Source organism: Vicinamibacterales bacterium, assembly GCA_036496585.1.
Lineage (GTDB): Bacteria > Acidobacteriota > Vicinamibacteria > Vicinamibacterales > 2-12-FULL-66-21 > JAICSD01.
In genome coordinates, this window is the sequence record DASXLB010000024.1 from 49,412 (window position 1) to 71,856 (window position 22,445).

The 22,445-nt window shown below is 69.7% G+C and carries 25 protein-coding genes; 13 read left to right on the forward strand and 12 right to left on the reverse strand.

Annotated elements, in window-relative coordinates; all coding sequences use genetic code 11:
- Positions 1-16 precede the first annotated feature (16 nt).
- Genes VGI12_08025 through VGI12_08040 form a run of 4 tightly spaced genes read left to right on the forward strand, consistent with a single transcriptional unit; the run spans position 17 to position 4,066 of the window.
- Positions 17-802: an ABC transporter permease gene (locus VGI12_08025; protein ID HEY2432607.1), complete on the forward strand. Its 786-nt coding sequence runs from the start codon at positions 17-19 to the stop codon at positions 800-802.
- The gene (locus VGI12_08030) at positions 799-1,992 is read left to right on the forward strand and encodes an FtsX-like permease family protein (GenBank protein HEY2432608.1); all 1,194 of its coding nucleotides are present in this window, start codon (positions 799-801) and stop codon (positions 1,990-1,992) included. Before VGI12_08025 ends, VGI12_08030 begins: the two co-directional genes overlap by 4 nt.
- Positions 1,989-2,675: an ABC transporter ATP-binding protein gene (locus tag VGI12_08035; protein HEY2432609.1), complete on the forward strand. Its 687-nt coding sequence runs from the start codon at positions 1,989-1,991 to the stop codon at positions 2,673-2,675. The genes VGI12_08030 and VGI12_08035 overlap by 4 nt, the downstream gene beginning before the upstream one ends.
- A complete protein-coding gene (locus VGI12_08040) occupies positions 2,672-4,066 on the forward strand; it encodes a hypothetical protein (GenBank protein HEY2432610.1) in 1,395 nt (464 codons plus the stop codon). The genes VGI12_08035 and VGI12_08040 overlap by 4 nt, the downstream gene beginning before the upstream one ends.
- Before the next feature lie 31 nt (positions 4,067-4,097).
- Here VGI12_08040 and VGI12_08045 read toward each other — a convergent pair whose 3' ends face one another.
- Positions 4,098-4,535, reverse strand: a complete 438-nt coding sequence (locus VGI12_08045; protein HEY2432611.1) for a thioesterase family protein — start codon at positions 4,533-4,535, stop codon at positions 4,098-4,100.
- Positions 4,536-4,600: 65 nt separating this feature from the next.
- Here VGI12_08045 and VGI12_08050 point away from each other — a divergent pair, with 65 nt between their 5' ends.
- The gene (locus VGI12_08050; GenBank protein HEY2432612.1) at positions 4,601-6,196 is read left to right on the forward strand and encodes an FAD-dependent thymidylate synthase; all 1,596 of its coding nucleotides are present in this window, start codon (positions 4,601-4,603) and stop codon (positions 6,194-6,196) included.
- 40 nt (positions 6,197-6,236) lie between these two features.
- On the opposite strand, the gene def is transcribed toward VGI12_08050, so the two are convergent.
- From def to VGI12_08090, 8 genes are all read right to left on the reverse strand, one after another.
- A complete protein-coding gene (def, locus tag VGI12_08055) occupies positions 6,237-6,800 on the reverse strand; it encodes a peptide deformylase (protein ID HEY2432613.1) in 564 nt (187 codons plus the stop codon).
- 110 nt (positions 6,801-6,910) lie between these two features.
- Positions 6,911-7,216, reverse strand: a complete 306-nt coding sequence (locus tag VGI12_08060; GenBank protein HEY2432614.1) for a hypothetical protein — start codon at positions 7,214-7,216, stop codon at positions 6,911-6,913.
- 172 nt (positions 7,217-7,388) lie between these two features.
- A complete protein-coding gene (locus VGI12_08065; protein HEY2432615.1) occupies positions 7,389-8,396 on the reverse strand; it encodes a tagatose 1,6-diphosphate aldolase in 1,008 nt (335 codons plus the stop codon).
- A 9-nt stretch (positions 8,397-8,405) separates the two neighbouring features.
- Complete coding sequence (thiI, locus tag VGI12_08070; protein HEY2432616.1) at positions 8,406-9,569, reverse strand: tRNA uracil 4-sulfurtransferase ThiI; 1,164 nt, start codon at positions 9,567-9,569, stop codon at positions 8,406-8,408.
- Between the two features lie 5 nt (positions 9,570-9,574).
- Entirely contained in the window at positions 9,575-10,948 is a 1,374-nt protein-coding gene (gene hpnE / locus VGI12_08075) for a hydroxysqualene dehydroxylase HpnE (protein ID HEY2432617.1), read from the reverse strand.
- Positions 10,945-11,781 carry a presqualene diphosphate synthase HpnD gene (hpnD, locus tag VGI12_08080; protein ID HEY2432618.1) on the reverse strand — a complete coding sequence of 279 codons (837 nt, stop codon included), beginning with the start codon at positions 11,779-11,781 and terminating at the stop codon, positions 10,945-10,947. Before hpnD ends, hpnE begins: the two co-directional genes overlap by 4 nt.
- A 12-nt stretch (positions 11,782-11,793) precedes the next feature.
- Positions 11,794-12,687 carry a squalene synthase HpnC gene (gene hpnC / locus VGI12_08085; protein ID HEY2432619.1) on the reverse strand — a complete coding sequence of 298 codons (894 nt, stop codon included), beginning with the start codon at positions 12,685-12,687 and terminating at the stop codon, positions 11,794-11,796.
- Complete coding sequence (locus tag VGI12_08090) at positions 12,684-13,235, reverse strand: cob(I)yrinic acid a,c-diamide adenosyltransferase (protein ID HEY2432620.1); 552 nt, start codon at positions 13,233-13,235, stop codon at positions 12,684-12,686. The genes hpnC and VGI12_08090 overlap by 4 nt, the downstream gene beginning before the upstream one ends.
- Positions 13,236-13,409: 174 nt before the next feature.
- On the opposite strand from VGI12_08090, the gene VGI12_08095 reads away from it, so the two are divergent.
- Both VGI12_08095 and VGI12_08100 read left to right on the forward strand, forming a co-directional pair.
- Positions 13,410-13,970 (forward strand): hypothetical protein, encoded by a 561-nt coding sequence (locus VGI12_08095; GenBank protein HEY2432621.1) that lies wholly within the window; start codon positions 13,410-13,412, stop codon positions 13,968-13,970.
- Complete coding sequence (locus VGI12_08100; protein HEY2432622.1) at positions 13,967-14,350, forward strand: (deoxy)nucleoside triphosphate pyrophosphohydrolase; 384 nt, start codon at positions 13,967-13,969, stop codon at positions 14,348-14,350. Before VGI12_08095 ends, VGI12_08100 begins: the two co-directional genes overlap by 4 nt.
- A 29-nt stretch (positions 14,351-14,379) precedes the next feature.
- Here VGI12_08100 and VGI12_08105 read toward each other — a convergent pair whose 3' ends face one another.
- The gene (locus VGI12_08105) at positions 14,380-15,360 is read right to left on the reverse strand and encodes a glycine cleavage T C-terminal barrel domain-containing protein (protein ID HEY2432623.1); all 981 of its coding nucleotides are present in this window, start codon (positions 15,358-15,360) and stop codon (positions 14,380-14,382) included.
- Here VGI12_08105 and VGI12_08110 point away from each other — a divergent pair.
- From VGI12_08110 to VGI12_08120, 3 genes are read left to right on the forward strand one after another with little or no spacing between them, the layout of a single operon-like run.
- Positions 15,360-16,973, forward strand: a complete 1,614-nt coding sequence (locus VGI12_08110; GenBank protein HEY2432624.1) for an alpha/beta fold hydrolase — start codon at positions 15,360-15,362, stop codon at positions 16,971-16,973. The two genes, VGI12_08105 and VGI12_08110, sit on opposite strands and share 1 nt — an antisense overlap.
- Before the next feature lie 22 nt (positions 16,974-16,995).
- Positions 16,996-18,150 (forward strand): Re/Si-specific NAD(P)(+) transhydrogenase subunit alpha, encoded by a 1,155-nt coding sequence (locus tag VGI12_08115; protein HEY2432625.1) that lies wholly within the window; start codon positions 16,996-16,998, stop codon positions 18,148-18,150.
- A complete protein-coding gene (locus VGI12_08120; protein ID HEY2432626.1) occupies positions 18,151-18,444 on the forward strand; it encodes an FHA domain-containing protein in 294 nt (97 codons plus the stop codon).
- Positions 18,445-18,710: 266 nt separating this feature from the next.
- On the opposite strand, the gene VGI12_08125 is transcribed toward VGI12_08120, so the two are convergent.
- A complete protein-coding gene (locus tag VGI12_08125; protein HEY2432627.1) occupies positions 18,711-19,349 on the reverse strand; it encodes an MBL fold metallo-hydrolase in 639 nt (212 codons plus the stop codon).
- Between the two features lie 54 nt (positions 19,350-19,403).
- On the opposite strand from VGI12_08125, the gene VGI12_08130 reads away from it, so the two are divergent.
- Genes VGI12_08130 through VGI12_08140 form a run of 3 tightly spaced genes read left to right on the forward strand, consistent with a single transcriptional unit; the run spans position 19,404 to position 21,408 of the window.
- Positions 19,404-20,045 (forward strand): CDP-alcohol phosphatidyltransferase family protein, encoded by a 642-nt coding sequence (locus VGI12_08130; protein ID HEY2432628.1) that lies wholly within the window; start codon positions 19,404-19,406, stop codon positions 20,043-20,045.
- A gap of 54 nt (positions 20,046-20,099) precedes the next feature.
- Positions 20,100-20,456, forward strand: coding sequence for a response regulator (locus VGI12_08135; GenBank protein HEY2432629.1), 357 nt, complete (start codon positions 20,100-20,102; stop codon positions 20,454-20,456).
- 1 nt (position 20,457) lies between these two features.
- The gene (locus VGI12_08140) at positions 20,458-21,408 is read left to right on the forward strand and encodes a pyridoxal-phosphate dependent enzyme (protein HEY2432630.1); all 951 of its coding nucleotides are present in this window, start codon (positions 20,458-20,460) and stop codon (positions 21,406-21,408) included.
- Positions 21,409-21,455: 47 nt separating this feature from the next.
- On the opposite strand, the gene VGI12_08145 is transcribed toward VGI12_08140, so the two are convergent.
- Positions 21,456-22,436 (reverse strand): serine/threonine-protein kinase, encoded by a 981-nt coding sequence (locus VGI12_08145; protein ID HEY2432631.1) that lies wholly within the window; start codon positions 22,434-22,436, stop codon positions 21,456-21,458.
- Positions 22,437-22,445: the final 9 nt, after the last annotated feature.

Consider the following 22,445-nt stretch of genomic DNA (forward strand, 5'->3'; position numbering starts at 1 on the left):
AGCATACGATGGACGGATGCCGCTGCTCGCGCTGCTGATGATGCTGGCCCAGGCAGGGACTCCCGACATGCTGGTGTCGCGGCAGCTTCTCGAGCGCGAGCATCTCGCGATCGGCCAGCTCGTCGAGCTGTCGCCTGATGCGGCCGGCGCCGACGCGAAGCGATTCCGCATCGCCGGCGTCTACGACCCGGTTCCCGATCCCATGCGTTTTGCGCAGCCGAGGCGCGAAGCTCGCGTGCACCTGCCGGACCTGCACGACACGGCCGTCACGACGATCAACGTCCGGCTGGCGACGCCAGGGGATGCGGCCGCCTTCGCCGCCAGCGTGGCGCAGCGGCTCCCCGGCCTCACCGCCCGCCCCACATCGGCGCCGGACGATCGCGCGGCGACCTTTGCCGTACTCGACCGCTTCCACCTGGCGATCGCCATCGTCACGGTGTTCGGCAGCGGCGCGTTCCTGCTTGCACTGATGGTCATGCTCGTCGACGAGCGGCGCGAGACGATGGCGACGCTGCGGCTGATCGGATTCACTCGCGGACGACTATTGACGCAGGTGCTCGTCGAGGGCGCCAGCATCGCCGTGATCGGCGTCGCGTTCGGCGTGGCGATCGCGCTCGCGGCCCAGCCGGCGTTCAACCGCTTCTTTCAGTGGCGCTACGACACGTCGCTGATTTTCCTCCAGGTCACGCCGGCGATCGTCGTGCGGTCGGCAATCATCGCGCTGCCGGTCGGCGTGCTCGCCAGCCTCGCGGCCGGCTGGACCATCCTGCGGCGGCGGACGCTCGCGAGAATCCGGCGGTGACGCGTCTGGCTTTTCGATTTGCCTGGCTGCGCGTGCGGCGCGAACCGGGACGGACCGCGCTTGCCGTGCTCGGGGTTGCGGCCATCGGCGCGCTGCTCTTCGACATGCTCCTGCTCTCGAACGGCCTTCTCGTGTCGTTCCGCGAGCGGCTCGATCGCTCCCGGTTCGACGTGAGGGTGATGGCGAGCGACAGCGCGAGCATCGCCGGGCCGCCGATCGAGAAGGTCGCCTCGCTCGTGTCGGCGCTGCGGCGCCTGCCGACCATCTCCGCGGTGCAGCGTGTGTCGCTGGGATCGGCCGACGTCGAGGGGCGCGGCGCGGGGCGTCAGATCGCGATCGTCGGCGTCGATCCCTCACAGCCGGTGCCCTGGACTATCGCGCCCGGCCGGGCGCGGGCGTCATCCGAGGCGCCGTTCACGATCGTCGTCAATCGCAACGTCGAGCGGCAGCTCGGGCTGGAGCCCGGCACCCCGGTGTCGCTGCGCGGCCGCTGCGGCGGCGCCGCGCCGCCTCTGCCGCTGACCGTCGTGGTCGAGGCCATCGCTGACTTCCAGAACGACGCCGCGGACGCGCTCAGCGCGGCGCTGTCGTATCGCGCGTTCGCCGCGCTCTGCGGCGGCTCCGATCCCGATCGCGCCGACATGCTGCTCGTCGCCTCGCGACAGGACGCCGACCAGGCGGCGGCGGCGATCCGGTCGATCGCGCCGTCGCTGTACGTGGTGACCAACGCAGAACTCGTCGAGCGGTTCAGCCGTGTCGAGTTCTCCTATTTCCGCCAGCTGTCGAGCGTGCTGACGACCGTCACGCTCTTCTTCGGGCTGCTGCTGGTAGCGGTGCTGCTGACCGTCTCCGTGAACCAGCAGCTGGGCGAAATCGCGGCGCTCCGCGCGCTCGGTCTGTCGCGGCGGCGCGTCGTCGCCGGCGTGTTCTTCGAGTCGCTGCTGCTCGTCGGCATCGGCGGCGCGGTGGCGGTGCCGTTGGGAGCCGCGCTTTCGCTGTGGCTGGACGCCATCCTGCGCTCGCTGCCCGGCATTCCGGCGGACGCGCACTTCTTCGTCTTCACGCCACGCGCGGTGGTGCTGCACGCGTCGTTGATGGCCGTGGGCGCCGTCGCCGCGGCGCTTTACCCGATGCGGCTGGTCGCGACGCTCCCGGTGGCGGCGACGCTGCGGCGCGAGGTTGGATCGTGAGCATTCCTGTGATCGAAGCCCGCGAGGTGTCGCGGGTTTTTCCGATGCCGGCCGGACCGGTACGGGCGCTGCGCGGCGTGTCGCTCGGCATCGCGTCCGGCGACTACGTCAGCATCGTCGGGCCGTCAGGATGCGGCAAGAGCACTTTGCTCAGCCTGCTCGGCTGCATCGACGTGCCGACGAGTGGCAAAGTGCTCGTCGACGGCGAGGACGTGAGCCGCCTGCCGGACGCCACGCGGAGCCGGCTGCGGCTGCGCCGCCTCGGGTTCGTCTTCCAGCGCTTCTTCCTGCTGCCGATGTTGACCGCGTGCGAGAACGTGGAGCTGCCCCAGGCGGAAGCCGGAGTGGCCGGCCCCGAGCGGCGCCGCCGGACGCGGGAACTGCTCGACTATGTCGGGCTTTCGCAGCGGGCGGCGCACCGGCCGTCGGAGCTGTCGGGCGGCGAGATGCAGCGGGTGGCGATCGCGCGCGCGCTGGCGAACAGGCCGTCGCTGCTGCTCGCCGACGAACCAACCGGTGAGCTGGATCAGGCGACCGGCGCGCAGATCGTCTCGCTCTTCGACCAGGTGAACCGCGACGGCACCGCGATCGTGGTCGTGACGCACGATCCGGCGGTGGCCGCGGCCGCTCGGCGCACCGTGCAGATGCGCGACGGCGCGATCGTCGAGGAGGGACGACGATGATCGTCAGGGTGGCGCTGCGCTCGCTGGCCGCGCGTCCGATCCGGAGCGCCGTGCTGGCAACGGGATTCGGCCTCGGCGTCGGCGTCATGGTCACGCTGCTCGGCGTCGGCGACGTCATCCTGCGGCAGGCGCGGGCGCCGGCGCTCGCGGGCGGCGGCGACGTCGTGATCGGGTCGGCGTCCGGACGGCTCGCCAACGCGGCATTCGTGCTCTACACGCTCCGCCCGGGCGGCCCTTTCCAGGGCGTCCAGGCGCTCTCGCCCACCGCACGCGACACGATGTATCTGCGTCACGACGGCCGAGCGGTGCCGATCGTGGTGCGCAGCGGCATTCCTTCGGCGGAGCGGCAACTGGGCGCTGTGGAGACGAGGGCCATCGCGGGATGGACCGACACCGCGGCCGACCGCGCGTGGTTGGCGGCCGATCCGGGGCAGGTGCTGCGGTCGATCGATCGCTTTCATGCGATCCCTGCGGTGCCGGCGCGCGCCGCCTCGTGGGCCGAGTGGCTGTATTTCAACGGCACCGCCAACGGAACGCGCTTCTACCTCACATTCATGTCGGGCCGCGAACGCTCGGCCGGGCAGCGTGAGGTCGGCGTGCGTCTACAGCTCGAGCGCGGCGGGGTGATGAGCGCCTACTCGTCGGGAGCGGTCGCTGCGTCGGCGGATCTCGTCAAGGACGCGCCCGACCTCACGTTCGGCCTGAACAGCGTTCGCCTCGTCGGCACCGATTACCGGATCTCGCTGGATCTGCCGGCGGAAACCGGACACGCCAGCGTGGTCGGGACGCTTGTCGTGCGCGGCGATCCCGCACGCGCCGTGCCGCCGTTCGTGCTGCAGGGTGCCGGCGGATGGATCTCCGGCTATGTCGTGCCGGTGACGGTAGGGGCGCTCGACGGCGAACTGCGGGTCGGCGACACGACCATCGCACTTTCCGGCGGCCGCGCCTACCACGACCACAACTGGGGATTCTGGGACGGCGTCTCGTGGCAGTGGGGCCAGGTACAGGGAGAAGGCCTGTCGTTCGTCTACGGACGCGTGCGGCCGCCAGCCGACGCCGCCGATCCTGAGCACGTCCCCGGCTTTCTCGGCGTGCTGGGACCCGACGGCCCGCTGGCGTTCTCGACCGACGCCGCCATCGACGAAACAAACGGCTCGGGCACGGGACAGCCGTCGCGCATCGTGGTGCGCGCCCGGAACGACGGCGTCGACGCCACGCTGACGCTCGACGTCGCGCAGACGACCGTCACGCGCGGACGCGAGGGACGCGGCCTTGGCGGCACGCTCGACTTCCTGCAGATGCGCGCGACCTGCAGCGTCAAGGCCCGCGTCGGCAGCCGCGTCTACGACTTCGCGGCTCCGGCCAGCGCCGAGACGTTCCGAGAGCGATGAGAAGGCGCGTCTTATAGGTCGCGCGGATCCGTTACGAGCGGCTCCCGGGAACCAGCAGCGCGCGGATCGAGTCGGGAATCGGCACGGGCCGGCTCGTGGCGTAGTCGTACATCACCTGGACTGACTTGGCCGTCAGCACAGTGCGTCCCTGCTCGTCGACGACGTCGTACTCGTAGCGGAAGCTGGTGCGCCCGATGTCGGCGACGGTCAGGCGCACCTCCAGCGTGTCGCCGTAGCGGGACGGGCGCTTGTAGTCGGCCTCGATGCGCGCGAGGATCACGCCGGGCAGCTGCGGCGGCGTCTGCCCCTCGACGCCGCTCGGGGCGGGCGGATTGCCGAAGCCCCAGAGCGATCGCCAGTGGGCGAAGCGCGCCTGCTCGAGATAGGTCAGGTACACCGCGTTGTTGGTGTGCCCCATCGCGTCGCAGTCGCGGAAGCGCACCTCGAGACGATGGCTGAACTGACTCATGACCGACCCTTCTTCTTGCGTTGACCACCGGTCACGCAGGACCGCTCAATGTACAATCCTCGGTCGTGATCACGCCGCCCGAGACTTTCACCCCGGCGGAGCGGGAAGCGCTCGCACCATTCTTCACCAACACCGACCGCCACGTCTTCGGCCTCACCAACCTTCCTGAAACGGTCAAGGGGGCGCTGTTCGCGCGCTATTCACGGTCGTCGAAGTCGCTGCGGCGGCTGTTCCTCGACGAGTTCGCAGGCAATCTCGAGGGGGCGGTGGCCGCCAGCTCGGTCGGCCTCGAACGGGCCGAGAAGCTCTACGCGAAGGTCTTCAACGAGTACGGCGATGATTCAGTGGCGCAGCTCGGCGGCGCCCATATCGCCTGCGAGTACGTGTCGAACGTGCTGACCAAGACGCTCGAATGGGGACGGCTGATGGCCTATCTCGAGCAGTCGACGCGTTACGTGGCCTACACCGACAAGCTCCACGGACGCTGGCGCTATCACGTGCCGGCCGAACTGGAAGGCGCGCTTCGCGAACAGTACGTCGGCACGATGGACGCGGCGTTCGAGACGTATGCGTCGCTCATCCCGGCGATGCAGGCTCACTTCGCGACGCGATTCCCCAAGGCGCCGCAGGATTCCGAGGCGGTGCACCGGGCCGCCGTCCGCGCCAAGGCGCTCGACACGCTGCGCGGTTTGCTGCCGGCGGCGACGCAGTCGAACGTCGGCATCTACGGCACCGGCCAGGCCTTCGAGGCGCTGCTCCTGCGGCTGCAGGCGAGTCCGCTCGACGAGGCGCGCGAGTACGGACGCCAGATGCTCGAGGAGCTGCGCAAGATCATTCCGGCGTTCCTGACGCGCGTCGATCAGCCGGACCGCGGCGGACGGTGGAGCGAGTATCTCGCCGCCTGCCGGCACGCCACCGCCGCGACGGCCGCCGCGCTCGCCGGCAACGAGGCGCCGGGCGACCGCGACGAAGTGACGCTGACGGATTTCGATCCCGACGGCGAAGTGAAAGTGGCGGCCGCCGCGATCTACGCCGCAACCGGCCTCCCCGACGATCAACTGCTGGCTCTGGCGCGCCGCCTGAGCCCCGACGATCGGGCCGGCGTGCTGCGGGCCTACGTCGGCATGCGCGGGAACCGCCGCCATCGCCCCGGGCGCGCCTTCGAGCGCACGGCTTATCGCTTCGACGTGCTCACCGACTACGGGGCCTTCCGTGATCTGCAGCGGCACCGGCTGCTGACGCTCGAGTGGCAGCCGCTCTCGACGCGCCACGGCTATTCCGAGCCGGACGCGCTCGGCGAGGCGGGCGTGCTCGACGCGTGGACGCGTGTGATGGACGCCTCCGCCGAGCTGTACGAGGCGATCCACAGCGCCGGCCTGACGGCGGCAGCGCCCTACGCGGTCGCCATGGCCCACCGCGTGCGCTTCTACGTGGAGATGAACGCCCGCGAAGCGATGCACGTCATCGAGCTGCGGACCGCACCGCAGGGCCACCCGGCGTACCGACGCGTCTGCCAGCAGATGCACCGGTTGATCGCCGATCGGGCCGGGCACCGCGCGATTGCGGACGCGATGCAGTTCGCGGATCACACCGAGGTGGAGCTGGAGCGGCTGAAGTCCGAACGCGAGATGGAGCGGAAGCGGTCAACCTATTCCGCGTGATCCGCGTTCCTCGACGTGCGTCCGCGAGGGGGCGCCGATGCTACTCTTCCGGCGCGTCGCGCGAACTCCAGTAGCGGCGGAACTCCTCGAGATACGTCAGCGTCATCAACGACGTCATCCGGTCGAGGAACAGCACGCCGTTCAGGTGATCGGTCTCGTGCTGAATCACGCGGGCGGTGAAGCCGCGGGCGTGGACCGTGATGCGCTTGCCGCGGCGATCGTACGCCGTCACGTCGATCTCCTGGGCGCGCGGGACGCGGCCCCTGACCTCGGGGATGCTCAGGCAGCCTTCCCAGTCCTCGGTGACGGTCGTCCCGTGGGGGGTGATCACGGGGTTGATCAGCGTCATCAGCGGCACGTGCGTGTCCGGCTCGTCCTCCTCGTCCTCGTCGCCGGGGCGCGAGGCAAAGCCGGCGACGAACAGCCGCAGTCCTTCGTGGATCTGCGGCGCCGCCAGGCCGACGCCGTTGTATTCCTTCATCGTTTCCAGCATGTCGTCGATGAGCTGCTGGATGCGGGGCGACTTGATATCGGCGGGATCGATCGCGCTGGCGGGGGTGCGGAGCACCGGGTGCCCCATGTGCGCGACCTTCAGAATCGACATTCCGCTATGGTATAATTCACGCCTCCCCTGCGAAAGTCCCAGGTCCCCATGAAACACCCCGTCCTCTATTTCGCGGGTGCGGTTCTGGCCTGTGCCACGGCCGCTGGATGCTACGGATACGACAGCAAGACCATCGCGCCGACGAGCGCCGCGGCGCCGACGGCCGATGCGCTGGTCGGGACGTGGAAGTCGGCGTCGACGAACATCATCCCGTCGGCATCGAGCTGCACCGATTTCACGTGGACGCCCAGCCAGCAGTCGGCCACGGCGGCAGCCGGCTCCTTCAACGCGACCTGCGCAGGCGGACTGCACGCCGTCGGCACGGCCAGCGGCACGCTGAGCGGCACGACGATCACCTGGCAGGCCCAGGGCACGGCCTCGACCCCCGACATCGCCTCGTGCGCCATCACGCTCACCGGCACCGCCGAGCTCGGCGCAACCTCGATCCGCGTTCCCTACACAGGGAACACGTGCCTGGGACCGGTCTCCGGCGTCGAAGTCCTAGATAAGAAATAAAGGACACGAAGGAGGGCGGAGGACACGAACGAGCGGGGCTCGCTTCATGGCTTCGCCCTCCTTCTGTCCTTCCTAGCCGAGGTCGTCCGCGTTCTTGGCGCCGTAGAACTCGAACCACGGGCGGGCCGGCTTGAGGCGCGCGTTCACGTTGGCGATGTTCTTCACGCCCTCGTTCTCGAGCCAGCTGCGGAACGCGTCGGCTCCCTGCTTGGCGTAGATCGGGATGCCGTCCTTCCAGGTGGCGCGACCGCACAGCACCCCTGAGAACCGGGTGCCGGCTTCGCCGGCGAGATCCAGCGTTTCGCTGAACTCGGCGTTGCTGACACCGGCCGACAGGTAGATGAACGGTCGCGCGGTCGCTTCGGCGGTCTTGCGGAACCACGCCTTGGCTTCCTCGCGGGAATAGGCGGCCTGGCCGCCGAACGCCTTCGTGCCCTCGACGAACTTCATGTTGATCGGCACTTCCACCTTCAGCACGTCGACGCCGTAGCGATCCTTGGTGAACTCGCGCATATAGGCTTCGACGAGCTGCGGCTTCTTCTTCGCGAACTCGAGCCCTTTTTCGTCGAGCCCCTGCTCGTAGGCGATGATCTCGAGGAAGTACGGGATGTCGTTGGCGCGGCACTCGTCGCCGATGCGTTCCGCCCAGGCGTGCTTGTGGTCGTTGATCTTCGGCGCGTCGTTCGGCGCGTAGTAGAGCAGGATCTTCACGCAGTCGCCGCCGGCTTCCTTGATCCGGCGCACCGACCACAGGTCGAGCAGGTCGGGCAGGCGACCCGGCGTCGCGGCGTCGTAGCCGGTCTTTTCGTAGGCGAGCAGTAGCCCCGAACCCTTCGCGCGGCGCTTGCTCGCCGGCAGCCCCCACTCCGGATCGAGCAGAATCGCGCTGGCGTGCCGGGTGAGCACCTCCGTGACGAGGATCTTGAATTCCTCGAGATCCTTGTCGCCGACGGTGCCGCCGCGCTCCTTGGCCAGCGACTTCTGCAGCGACCCGCGCTGATCCATCGCCGCCGCCGCGATGACGCCGCGATCGTCGGCCACTGCCTTCATGCCTGCGAGCTTGCCTGCTGAGATTTTCACGGGTCAATTCTATATGGGAAAACGATGGTGCTCCACCACGGCCTCGTCGGCCGACCTGGCGACAATATCGTCGATCGGCAGCTCCGCCTCGGCGCGCTCCACATCGTCCCGCTTCGCCCGGGTCGCCGGGTGCCGCGGCGTGAACAGCGTGCAGCAGTCCTGATCGGGAACGATCGAGATCGGATAGGTCCCGATCCGCTGCGCTTCGGCGGTGATCTCTTCTTTGTCCATGCCGACGAGCGGGCGCAGCACCGGCAGCGACACCACGCTGCCAATCGTCGCCATGTTCTCGAGCGTCTGCGACGCCACCTGGCCGACGACCTCGCCTGTGACGAGCGCCTGCGCGTGCTGCCGCGTGGCAATCCGCTCGGCGATCCGCATCATCAGCCGCCGGTAGATGACCACCCGCAGCGGCGGCGCCACCGCCAGGACGACGCGCTGCTGGATCTCGCCGAAAGCGACCATGAACAGCTTCGAGTCGAACTGGAAACGCGCCAGCGATCGCGCCAGCTCCTGCGCCTTCTCCTGCGACGCGCGCGACAGGATCGGATAGCTGTGGAAGTGCACGAGATGGACGCGACAGCCGCGGCGCATCATCCGCCACGCCGCCACCGGCGAGTCGATCCCTCCCGACATCAGGCAGGTGACGCGGCCGCTGGCGCCGACCGGCAGCCCGCCCGGACCGCGCTCCTTGCCGAAGGCATAGAACGCGTCGCGCGTGAGCGCCTCGACGTTGATCGTCAACGCCGGCTCGTCGAGGTCCACGTGCCAGCCGCGCGCCTCCTTGATCCGGCCGCCGACCTCCCGCTCGATCTGTGGCGACGTCAGCGGAAAGCGCTTGTCGGCGCGGCGCGCCGAAACGCGGAAGCTCGCCGGATCCTCGGGGCCGAGGTCCTTCAGGATGGCGGCGGCGATGGCATCGACGTCGAGCGGCGCCCGTCCGGCTCTCGAGAAGTTGGCGATACCGAAGACGGTCGACAGCCGATCGCGCACCGACTCCCACGTGGACGCCGGGCCGAGCTCGACCTCGATGCGTCCCATCAGCACGCGGACCGCCGGCACGTCGAGCCCCTTGACCGCCGCGCGGATGTTGCGCGTCAGACGGGCGATGAACCACGGACGGTTCCTGCCCTTGAGTGCGATCTCCTGATAGTGAACGATGACTGATTGCATGTCCTTCACCCGCCTCGCCCGCTCGATTCCAGGATGGCGGCAGCGGCGCGATGGCCGGCGGCCGCCGCGCTCTCGATTGTCGCCGGCAATCCCGTGTCGATCCAGTCGCCCGCCAGATACAGCCCTCGTACCGGCGTGGTCACGGCCGGCCGCGGCGGCTGTCCGGGCGCGACGGAGAACGTCGCCCGCTTTTCGCGGATGACGGTGCCGCGGATCAGACGCGCCTGGCGCGCGCCAGGTATCGCGTCGGCCACCTCGCGCGCGGCCAGCCCGACGAGCGCCTCGGTCCCCTGCGGCGCCAGCAGCTCGGCGCCGCTCGCCACCAGCGACAGATGCGACGCCGACTCGCCGAACACCCGCCGCTTGTCGAACACCCACTGCATCTGACGGCCAGGCAGACCGACGAATTCGTCTTCCATCACGGTGCGGTCGTACCAGAGATTCACCGTCACGATCGGCTTGGCGTCCATGGCGGCGGCGTTCGCGACGATTGTCGAGAGCGGCGCCGTCTCGCCGGTCAGCAGCGTCTCGAGAGCAAACCAGGGCACCGCCGCGACAACGGCCCGGGCGGTGATCGGCTCGCCGCGCACGTCAACCGCCGCGACCGCGCCGCGCTCGATCCGGACGCGGGCGAGCGCGTTGACGCGCACCTCGCCCCCCCGCTGCTCGACGTAATGCCGCGCCGGTAGCGCGTACATCTCGTGGAGCGGCACCTCCGAAAGAGCGATCGACGAGTCGGTGCGGTCGCCGCGGCTGAACATCGCGGACAGCACCTGCAGAAACGCCAGCGCCGAGGCCTCGGCGGGCGACTGGTTGAGTGCCGCGACCGCCAGCGGCTCCCAGAGCCACTCGCGAAGGCGGCCGGACTGCCGGCGCCGCGTCAGCCAGTCGGCGACGGTAGCGTCCGGCGCATCGCGCCGGGGCGGCGCGAACAGATCGCGGCGGACGCGCAGAACCGCCAGCTTTTCCCTGCCGCTCAGCGCGTCCCACCGGAAGACACCCGCCAGCAGGTGGAAGGGGCTGGGCCACCTCGGGCACTTCAGCACCGTCCGGGTACCCGTCCGATCGAGATACGGCACCTCGAGCGACGGCTGTACACGAACGTGACGTACGGCATCGATGCGGCGCAGCAACTCGAACGTCTGGCGATAGCACCCGAACAGCACGTGCTGGCCGTTGTCGACGAGCTCACCCGTCTCCCGATCGCGAAAAGCGGTGGCCCGCCCCCCGAGCTGACCGCGCGCCTCGAGGACGATCACGCGCAGGCCGCGCTCGGCGAGCGCCGTGGCCGCCGCGAGCCCGGCGACGCCGGCACCGATCACCGCCGCGTCGAATACAGGCGTCTGCGTCGAGGCCGTCCATCCGGCGACCTCGCTCACCTGCCGGTCACCAGCGTCCGCGCCCACGTCCCCGCCGCAATCAGGGCGCGGCGCGGCCGCGGCACGCGGATGACCTCGCTGAAGACGTCGTAGCCGGAGCGTTCGATGCGATCGAGGATGCCGCGGTAGACGTTCCCCATGATGCGCGCCGCAACGAGCCGCCGGGCCTCGGCGCGCGGCAACGTGGCGTCGGCGCGCGCGTAGTATTGGCGGGCGCGCTCGCCCTCAAACGCGAGGAGCGCCTTCACCTGCGGCGAACGCACGCCGCGCCCGGAGTGCGTGACCTCGGCGCCGAGATCCGCTTCGCTGACTCCGAAGCGCCGCAGATCCTCGAGCGGCAGATAGACGCGGCCGAGACCGAGATCGCCCGGCACGTCGCGCAGGATGTTGGTCAACTGCAGCGCGACGCCGAGATCGATCGCGTACCGCCGGGCGGCCGGATCCTGGCACCCGAAGATCTGCACGCACATCAAGCCGACCGCCGAGGCGACCCGGATGCAGTACTCGTACAGCTCCTCGAACGTCTCGTAGCGGCGCCCGTGCAGGTCCATCTCGACGCCTTCCACCAGTGCGTCGAAGGCCGAACGCGGCAGCGCATAAGCGGCGATGAGCGGCTGCAACGCCCGACCCTGCGGCGTCGCCGGCGCGGCGCCGTCGAAGCAGCGCGCCACCTCTTCCCGCCAGTGCTGCACGGCGGCGGCGCTGTGCTCCGCCGGCGTCTCGTCGACCGCATCGTCCACCGCGCGGCAGAAATCCCAGACGGCGACGATGGCGCGGCGCTGGTCGGCCGGCAGAACCAGGAACGAGTAGTAGAAGCTCGTATCTCTTGCCACAACCTCGGTGCCTTAGCCGCGCGTCCGCATGGAAGGGTCCCTGGTCCACGAAAGCGTCCGCCAGAGGATCCCGGGCGCATCCGTCCTGGTCAGCGTCGGACGCCGCGTGTAGACGTCGAAGCCGACCGCCTCCAGCTTATCCAGAACCCGTGTGCCGCCGAGCCAGGTGGCGCGCAGTTCGAGCCGCAGCCGGCCGCCGACGCCGTCGCAGACCGGTCGTCCCGCGCCAAAGAGCGCGCGCGTCCGAGCCGCCGCGTCGGCAAGCGCCGCCCGCCAAGGCGGCGTCAACGGGCGCCCGTCGAGATCCTCGGTGCGGGCGCCGGGCGGTTCCCATGTTTCAGCCGGCAGGTACAGGCGCCCCTTCTGCCAGTCGACGGCGAAGTCCTGCCAGAAATTGGTCAACTGGAGCGCCGTGCAGAGCGCGTCGGACGCCGTGTCGAGCTCGGCGTTCTGGTGACCGGCGATCCGCAGTACCAGCCGGCCGATCGGATTCGCGGAGCGACGGCAGTAATCGAGGACGTCGGTCCATGTCTCGTATCTCGTCGTCGTCACGTCCTGGCGGAACGCGCTGAGCAGGTCGCGGAAGAGTCCGGGGGGAAGGCGGCATGCGCGGATCGTCTCGCGCAGCGCGACGAAGACGTCGGCGTGCGCTTCGCGCGGCAGCGGCTCGCTTCCGGCAGCGGCGTCGAGGCGGGATTGCCAGTCGTCGAGGTCGGCGATGCGATCACGAGCCGGACGCGCGCCCTCATCAGCCATGTCGTCGGCGATGCGGGCGAACGCATAGACAGCGGCGATGTGTGGACGCATCGCGCGCGGGAGCAGCCGGGACGCGACCGGAAAGTTCTCGTAGTGCGTCTGCGACAGCCGCTCGCAGTAGGCGTAGGCGCCTGCGAGCTCGGGATTCACCACTCGATATCGGGCGTGTCGTCGCGGAAGTTGGCGACGCGGGCCATGACGAAGAGCAGATCGGAGAGACGGTTGACGTAGATCAGCAGCGCCGGGTCGAACGACGATTCGTCGGCGGCGCGCAGCGCGACGATTGCACGCTCGGCCCGCCGGCAGACCGTGCGCGCGACGTGCAAGGTCGCGCCGGCCGTCGAGCCGCCGGCGAGGACGAACCGCCGGAGCGGCGGCAGCAGCGACTCGAGCATGTCAATCCACCGCTCGAGACGCACGACGTCGGCCGCGCCGATGTCGGTTTTCGCCACGCGTTCGGCGATGCGGTGGGACGGATCCGCGAGCCGGGCGCCGATTGCGAACAGATCGCGCTGGATCTGCACGAGCATCTCCGCGAGCTCGGCGGCATGCGGCATCGCCGATCGGGCCAGCCCGAGCCAGGCGTTCAGCTCGTCGACGTCGCCGTAGGTCGCCACGCGCAGATCCGACTTGAGGACGCGCGTGCCGTCGAACAGGCCGGTATCGCCGCTGTCGCCGGTCCTGGTGTAGATTTTCACCGCTTGGGAATTATAAGGCGGAGGGGTGCAGGGACGCCCCGCGGGTCGACGGCCGCGGCTTCCCTGCCGGCGCCGGTAGCGCGCCAGCGCTTCCGCCGCAGGCTTTTGGGGTGGTACCGCCGACACGGCCGCGATCTCCCGTGGCGCCGGACGTCCGATCCGTACCACATCCTCGTGTCCGAAGTCATGCTGCAGCAGACGCAGGTGGATCGGGTGCTGCCGAAATACCACGAGTGGCTCGAGAAGTATCCGAGCCTGCAGGCGCTCGCCGAAGCGCCCGTGGATGACGTGGCCGAGACCTGGCGGCCGCTCGGCTACAACATCCGGCCCCGGCGGCTCCACGCCATCGCCCGCGAATCTGTGGCGCGCTACGGCGGATCGCTCCCCGACGACGAGCAGGCGCTGCGATCGTTCAAGGGGGTCGGCGAATACACCGCGGGCGCGGTGATGAGCTTCGCGTTCGGCAAGCGTGCCGCGATCCTCGACACCAACGTGGCGCGCGTTCTGTTCCGGGTCTTCGTCGGGCGCGGCGATCCGAAGGCGCACGCCATGAAGAAACACCTGTGGGCGATCTCGCGAACCGTGCTGCCGCATCGCCACGTCTTCGACTTCAATCAGGCGCTGATGGATTTCGGGGCCACGCTCTGCACGGCTCGACGGCCGCAGTGCCTCCTCTGTCCGATGCGGGACGCCTGCGCCGCGTATCCGTTCAACCCTGAGCGCGAGCGCGGATGATCGTGGTCGTCGCGGCCGCCGTCATCGAGGACGCCGGGCGCTTTTTCGTTGCGCGGCGCCAGGCCGGCGTCCACCTCGAAGGCTACTGGGAGTTTCCCGGCGGCAAGTGCGAGCCCGGCGAGAGCCTCGAGGCGTGCCTGGCGCGGGAGATGCGCGAGGAACTGGGGGCCGAGGCGGACATCGGCGGCGAGATCTTCGCCGTGAGCCACCAGTATCCCGACCGGACCGTCGAGCTGCACTTTCTCGCCTGCCGCCTGCTCAGCGATCCCAAGCCACTCCTCGGCCAGGAGCTGCAGTGGGTCGGCCGCGCCGGCCTGCGCTCGCTGCGCTTCCCTCCGGCAGACGATGCGCTGATCGCGTGGCTCGAAAGCCGCGGCTGAGACGCGGCAGGCCCCGGGCGCGCGCCGCCTCAGACGAACGGCAGCGAGATGACGCTGGCGGTCGCCTCGCCCACCGACACCGCGGTCCCTGGCTCGACGAAATCGCGCTGCACGTACGCGAGCGCGATCGGACGGGAGAGCGCCGGAGACCACACGCCGCTCGTCACGCGCCCGATCTCCCTGTCGGCGGATCGAATCGTGGCGCCGTGGCCGGGCACGGGCGCCGCGAGATCGAGCGTCAGGCCCACCAGGCGGCGGGCGACCCGGCCGTGGCCTCGGTCGAGCACGCGGATGATCACTTCCTGGCCGACGTAGCAGCCTTTCGTGCGGGAGAGGGCCCGATCCTCGAGGCCGGCCTCGAGCGGAATCGTGTCGCCATCCATGTCGACGCCGAAGAGCGGCCGGCCGCTTTCGACGCGCACGGTGTCGACGTCCTGCTCCGACGCAATGGGCGCTCCGGCAGCGGCGAGGGCCGACCGCACGAGTCCAGCATCCTCGGCCGGGACGAACACGTCGAAACCGTCGACGCCGATCTCATCGCTACGCACGACCACGGCGGGTCGGCCGGCGATCGTGACCGGCGTGGACGCGAACAGGGTGGAGGGGGGCGTGCCTTCCATCGGCGCCGACTGCAACACGTCGAGCGCACGCGGCCCGTAAAGACCGAGCTCGGCGCGCGGCGCCGTCGCATCCTCGACCTGAACGTCCTCGGCGAACACGAACCGGGCCAGATGGTCGCCGACGGTGCGAGTCAGCCCGGCGGGGACGTCGAGCAGGACAGCCTCGCCGAGCTCGAGCACCCGCATGTCGGTGATCATCCGGCCCTGCGCGTTCAGCATCGCGGCGTAGCAGCCGGTTCCCGGCGCGAGCGCGGCGATGTCGTTCGTGAGCAGTCCCTGCAGATAGGCGCGACGGTCGGCGCCGCGGACGAGCAGCCGGCCCGTGGTCCGTCCGACGAGCGCGGCCCCATGCCGGAGCGCCGCATATCCGCTGCTGGTATCCTGTGACAATGTTCCGTCATTGTACCGCCCTCGCTGCGGCGCTTCTCGTCGCGAGCGCCGCGGTCGCACAGGAGCAGCCTCGACCGGCTCCCGGCGATTCCGCATTCGCGATTTTCCTCCGCGGCGCGCAGATCGGGCGGGAGCAGGGCTCGCTCGCGATGACGAACACGGGCTGGGTTCTGACGTCGAGCGGGCGCACCGCGCCGCCGCTCGATTTCACGACCAATCGCTTCGAAATGAAATACACGTCCGACTGGCAGCCGCTCGAGATGACTCTCGAGGCGCACGTCCGGACGGCGGGAGTGATCGTCAATACGTCGTTCACGATGACGACGGCGATCAACGAGATCGCGCAGAACAACACCAAGGGCACCAAGCAGGATCAGGTCAGCCCGCGGACGGTCGTGATTCCCAACAACGTGTTCGTCGCCTACGAGGCGCTCGCGGTGCGGCTCTGGACCACGTCCGCGAACACGGAGCTTCCCGTCTATGTGGCGCCCGGCGGCGAGGTCAAGGCCAGGGTCGATGCCGTGATCGCCGAAACCCTCAACGGGCCGAGCGGATCGCTCGAGACGCGTCGCTTCGAACTGACGCTGCTGAATCCCGATCGTCCGCTCAAGGCGACAGTCGTCGTCGACCAGCGCCTCCGGCTGGTGCGCGTCGAGATGCCGGAGATCGGGCTGCAGGCGGTACGCGAAGATGTCTCCACCGTCGCGGTGCGCGCCGAGCGTGTCCGCAACCCGACCGACGTCGACGTCAGCGTCAAGGCGAACGGCTTCAATCTTGCCGGCACGATGACCGAGCCGCAGGCAATCGCGGGGCGCCTGCGGCATGGCGCCGTACTGCTCGTCGGCGGCGCGTCGCCGGCCGATCGCGACGAGCCGATCGCCGGCGTCCCGGTGTTCGCACAGCTGGCGCGCGTGCTCGCCGACGCCGGACACGTCGTGCTGCGCTACGACCGCCGCGGCACCGGCCAGAGCGGCGGCCGCACCGACACCGCGACGCTGACCGACTACGCCGACGACGCCCTCGCCGGCATCCGATGGCTGGCCGATCGGAACGACGTCGACAAGCGGCGGATCGTGATCCTCGGATTCATGGACGGCGGCCCGGTCGCGCTGCTCGCCGCCGCCGCGGGCAAGGAGATCGACGGCGTCATCACCGTCGACGCAGCCGGCGCCAGCGGCGCCGACCTGATGCTGATGCAGCAGCAGAAGATCCTCGACGAACTGAAGCTGCCGGCCAACGACCGGCAGGCGCGCGTCGATCTGCAGAAGAAGATCCAGGCGGCGGTCATCAGCGGCGGCGGCTGGGAGGGAGTGCCGGAGCCGATGCGGCGGCAGGCCGATACGCCGTGGTTCAAGAGCGTGCTGACCTACGACCCCGCCCGGGTGCTGCCGAGAGTGCGGCAGCCGATTCTGATTCTGCACGGCGATCTCGATCCGGCGGTTCCGCCCGGCGAGGCCGACCGGCTCGCTGAACTCGCCAGAGGCCGGAAGAAGGCGGCGGCCTGCGACGTCGTCCATATCCCGGATGTCGACAACCGCCTCGCGGAGGCCGGCTCGGCCGAGCTGAGCGGCAAGGTCGCGCAGGCGATCGTCGACTGGATCAAGAAACTCTGAGCTGGGCTACACTTTTCGGCGCATGAGAGTGGGGGTTCCGCGCGAGACGTGGGCCGGCGAACGCCGCGTCGCGTTGATTCCATCGGCAGCCGCCGCCCTGAAAAAGGCCGGACTCGACGTCGTCGTCGAGGCGGAGGCCGGCGCCGCGGCCGGATTCACGACCAGCGCCTACGAGGCGGCGGGCGCTGCGATCGCGTCCAGACAGGATTTATTCGATGCGGCCGACATCCTGCTGCAGGTGCGATCGACGCCGCCCGAGACGGCCGCGCTGCGCCGCGGCCAGACGGTCATCGGCTTTGCCGACCCGCTCGGCGCGCCCGAGTCGATTCGCGCGCTGGCATCCGCGGGCGTGACCGCGTTTTCGATGGAGCTGATGCCGCGCATCACGCGGGCGCAGAGCATGGACGCGCTCTCGTCGATGGCGACGATTGCCGGCTACAAGGGCGTGCTGATGGCGGCCGACCACCTGCCGCGCATGTTCCCGATGCTGATGACCGCCGCCGGCACGCTCACGGCCGCCCGCGTGTTCATCGTCGGCGCCGGCGTCGCGGGCCTGCAGGCGATTGCGACGGCGCGGCGGCTGGGGGCGAAGGTCGAGGCGTACGACGTGCGGCCGGCGGTGAAGGAACAGGTGCAGTCGCTCGGCGCGCGCTTCGTCGAGATGCCGCTCGAGACCGCCGACTCGGAAGACCGGGGCGGTTACGCAAAAGCGCAGGACGAATCCTTCTACCGGCGCCAGCGCGAGATGATGCTGAAGGTCGTGGGGGGAAGCGACGTGGTGATCACGACGGCGCTGATCCCCGGCAGGAAAGCGCCGACGCTCGTGACCGCCGAGATGGTCGAGGAGATGGCGCCTGGCTCCGTTGTCGTCGACCTGGCGGCCGAGCGTGGCGGCAATTGTGAACTGACCCGCCCCGACGAGGTCGTCGTGCATCGCGGCGTGACGATTCTCGGCCCCTCGAACCTGCCGGCGCTGGTGCCGTACCACGCGAGCCAGATGTACTCGAAGAACATCACGACGTTTCTCTCGCACCTGCTCGGTCCGGAGGGGGCGAAGAAGGCCGCGCTGGAGCTGGACCCGAGCGACGAAATCACCCGCGACACGCTGCTCACGCGCGACGGCGAGGTCGTGCACGCGCGAGTGAAGGATCTGCTGGCCGCGGGAGCGAACGCGTAGATGTGGATGCTGAAGACCGCCGAGGGAGCTGAGGCGCCGTTCACGTTCCGCATTCTGCCCGGCAGCATCAAGACCATCGGCCGGGCGCCGCGCGCCGACTTCGTCGTCGACGCGTCGCTGGTATCGCGCCTGCACTGCCGTCTGACCGCCGGCGCGACCGAGCTCGAGATGGTCGACCTCGACAGCACCAACGGCACCTACGTCAACGGCGAGCGCGCCGCGCGCGCCATGCTGCACGCCGGCGACCGTCTGGGTGTCGGCCGTGTCGAACTGATCGTCGAGCAGGCCGAATAGTTCATTTCGGGCCGCGGCGCGCAAGAGCGCGTGCAGGGGAGTCCCAGGGGCCGACGCCCCGATCGACGCGAGCGAGCACCGCGAGCGAGCCACCCGCACGGCGCGCGCCGGCGCAGCGGCACCCAAGAGCGCGTGCCGGGGAGTCCCAGGGCCGGCGCCCCGATCGACGCGAGCGAGCACCGCGAGCGAGCCCCGCGCACGGCGCGCGCCGGCGCAGCGGCGCGCAAGAGCGCGTGCAGGGGAGTCCGAGGGGCGACGCCCCTCGGTTAAAGAAGAAAGGGGTTGGTCCGCCGTTCCTCTCCGATCGTCGTCTGCGGCCCGTGCCCCGGCCAGACGATCGTGTCGTCGGGAAAGCGGAACAGCACGTCGCGAATCGACCGCAGCAGCGTCGGCATGTCGCCGCCCGGCAAGTCCGTTCGCCCAATCGAACCGGCAAAGAGCGTATCGCCAACAAACAGCGTCGCCGGCTCCTCCGTGTCCTTCGTGACTACCAGACAGACGCCGCCCGAACAATGGCCCGGCGTGTGGAGGATACGGACCCTGTACCGCCCGAATCGCAAGGCTCCTTCGGGTTGATAGAAGCGATCCACGGGGGACTGTGACTCGACGGCCAGCCCGAACATGCGCCCCTGTTCAACGACGCCTTCGTAGAGCGGCTTGTCGGCCTCGTGCAGCCACACCGGCGCGCCCAGCGCCTGGCGGGCGCGGTCGACGCCGGTGACATGATCGAGATGCGCGTGGGTCAGCAGGATGTGCACGATCGACAGCCGCTGACGCGCGGCCGCGTCGAGCAGCGCCTCGACTTCGTCGCCGGGATCCACGATGACGCCTTCGCGCGTCTCCTCGCAGCCGATCGCGAAGCCGTTCTTGTAGAACGGGGGCACAGCGGCGCGCTCGAGGATCACAGCTTCAGCGTATCTCAGTGAGCCAACGCCGGCGCCGTTCGCGCCTTACCGGTCATGGAACGCCTTCACACCGCGATCACCGCTGACGCCGAGAAGCGCCTGCTCGTCTGGATAGCAACGCGGCTGCCCGCCGGCGTCAACTCCGATCATCTGACGTTCATGGCCGCGGCGGCGCTGGCCGGCGTCGGCGCCTGCTTTGCCGCGGGTGGACCGGCGCTGCCGTTCGCCATTCCCCTGCTCGCGCTCAACTGGTTCGGCGACAGCCTCGACGGCACCGTGGCACGGGTGCGACGGCGGGAGCGTCCGCGCTACGGCTACTATGTCGACCACGTCCTCGATGCTGCCGGCGTCGGTCTGCTGGTCGTAGGGTTCGTGATCGGCGGCCACATGACGCCGGCAGTCGGCCTGGCGTTTCTCGCCGCCTATTTTCTGGTCGTCATCGAAGTCTCGCTCGCGACGACCGCGCTCGGGACGTTCCGGCTGGCCGCCTGGGGAGTGGGGCCCACGGAGCTGCGCCTGGCGCTCGCGCTCGGGACGCTCCAGCTGATGCGGAACGAGTACATCACCTTCGGCGGCCGCCAGTGGCTGCTGTTCGACGGCGGCGGCTGCGTCGCGATCGGCGGACTGCTGTTGACGTTCATCGTCTCGGCGCTTCGCAATGGGATAACGCTCTACGGGGAGGAGCGCCTGCGCTAGAGCTGGCGCCGCGCCGCACAGGTCACCGGCCTGGGTTCGACTATGATCGGGCGCGTGGCGATCCTGGCAGCCGTCGACGACTTTCTTTTTCGATCGAAAATCCGCGCGGTGGCCAAACACGTGAGCGCCGACGTCACGTTCGTGCAGACCGCCGACGAGATCCTGGCTCAGGCCGAGGCCATCAAGCCGGCGCTCGTCATCTTCGATCTGAACAGCCAGAAACTCGACGCCGTGCAGACCATCGCCGCCCTGAAGCAGAACGGCGCGCTCGGCGGCGTACGGGCGATTGCCTTCGCGTCGCACGTTCACGTCGACCTCATCGCGGCGGCGCGGCGGGCCGGCGCCGACCAGGTGCTGGCGCGATCGCAATTCGCCGGCAACCTCGCCGACATTCTCGCTTCGGCCCGTTGACGTGGCGGTCGGACTCGAAGACATTCAGGCCGCCGCGGATCGTATCGCGGCACTGACGTTCCAGACTCCTCTCCGCTTTTCGGAGTGGCTGTCGACCGCCGAGTCGAACGTCTTCCTGAAAATCGAGACCGTCCAGCCGACCAGCTCGTACAAGATTCGCGGCGCCGTCAACGCCGTGGAGCGTTTCTCGGCGGAAGGATCGGCCGATCAGCGGCTGGTGACAGCCTCGGCTGGCAATCACGGCCGCGCCCTCGCGTATGCCGCGAGCCTCTTCGACATCCCGCTGGTGGTGTTCATCGCCGAGGGCGCGCCGCGAGCCAAAGTCGAGGCGATCGCACGGGCCGGCGCCGAGCTGCGCACCTGCGCCGACTACGACAGCGCCGAACGCGAGGCAAAGGCCTTCGCGCGGGACACCGGCGGCACGTACATTTCGCCGTACTCGCACGAGGACGTGATCGCCGGCGCCGGGACGATCGGCCTCGAGATCGCCGCGCAGCAGCCGGATCTGGACGCGGTCATCGTCCCCATCGGCGGCGGCGGACTGGTCAGCGGCATCGGCATCGCCATCAAGGCGCTGATGCCCGAAACGCGCGTCCTCGGGGTCGAGGTGGCGGCGTCGTGCCCGTTCACCCGCAGCCTCGCGGCGGGCCGGCTCGTGGCGATCGATGTCAAGCCGTCGCTGGCCGACGGCCTCACCGGCAACCTCGATCCCGACACGCTGACGCTCGACATCGTCCGGCGGGTCGTCGACGAGATCGTTGTCGTCGAAGAGGACGAGCTGCGCGAGGCGTTGGCCGGCGTCGTCACGCACGAGCACCTGGTGATCGAAGGCGCCGCCGCCGCGGGACCAGCCGCGTTGTTGAGCGGCAGGATCAAGGCGAGCGGCAACCTCGCCGTGATCCTCACCGGCGCGAACATCGACAGGGAAGTGCTCGCGTCCGTCTTACGCTGAACGCGACCACCCTCACCCGCAACCGACGACGCGTTGCGGAGTTCTCTCTATCGGCTCAGCCACCACCACACCGCTCCGGCCGCCACGGCGGCGGTGACGAGCGCGCCGACGAGCAGGCCGGCGGCGTTGCGGTCCGGCGCGTCGTCGAGCGGAAGGAGTGCCGAGGGGGCCGCGGCGTCGCCGGTGCGGACGTCGAGAATCGCGGCCACCGAGCGAAGCTCCGCGGCGAGCGCGGCGGCGCTCTGCTGGCGGTTGTTGAGGTCGGGCGCCAGCGCGCGGGCCAGCACGGCGTCGAGCTCCGACGGCGCCGCGCCGTTCACCTGCGAGGGGGGCGCCGCGTGCCCCTTGATGACGTTCAGGATCGTCCGTGCGGCTGTATCGGCGGCAAACGGGTTGATGCCGGTGACGAGTTCGTAGGCGAGGACCCCAAGTGAAAACACGTCGGTACGCGGATCGACGGCGACGCCGACGGCCTGTTCCGGCGACAGATAGGCCAGCACCGCGACGGCGTCGGGAGGAAGCCCGTCGAGGTTGCTGGCGGCGGTGGCCCGCAACTGGCCGGCTCTCGTCCAGGGGGCCATGCCAAAGTCGAGAATCTTCGCGTTTCCCTTGGCCGTGACCATCACGATGCCGGGCCGCAGGTCCCCGTGGAGGATGCCCTGCCCGTGCGCGTCGGCGACGCCGTCGGCCAGCTGAATCGCGAGATCGAGCGCGCGGCGCGGGTTCATCGCCACACCGCCCGCCTCCTCGCGCAGGCTGCGGCCGGCAATGAACTCGTAGGCGAGGTAGGTGCGGCCGTCTGCCTCACCCAGATCCCACAAGGTCGCGATGTTCGGGTGCGAGAGCCGCGCCGCGGCCTCGGCGTCCTCGCGCAGCCGTGACAGCATCGCCGGATCGTCGGCCGTCGGAGGTCCGACGAGCTTGAGCGCCACCGTCCGGCCGGCCTTGGTGTCGCGGGCGCGAAATACTTCGCCGATGCCGCCGGCCCCGATCGGCTCGAGGACGTTGTAATGCGCGATGGAAGTCACGGCGGTGGA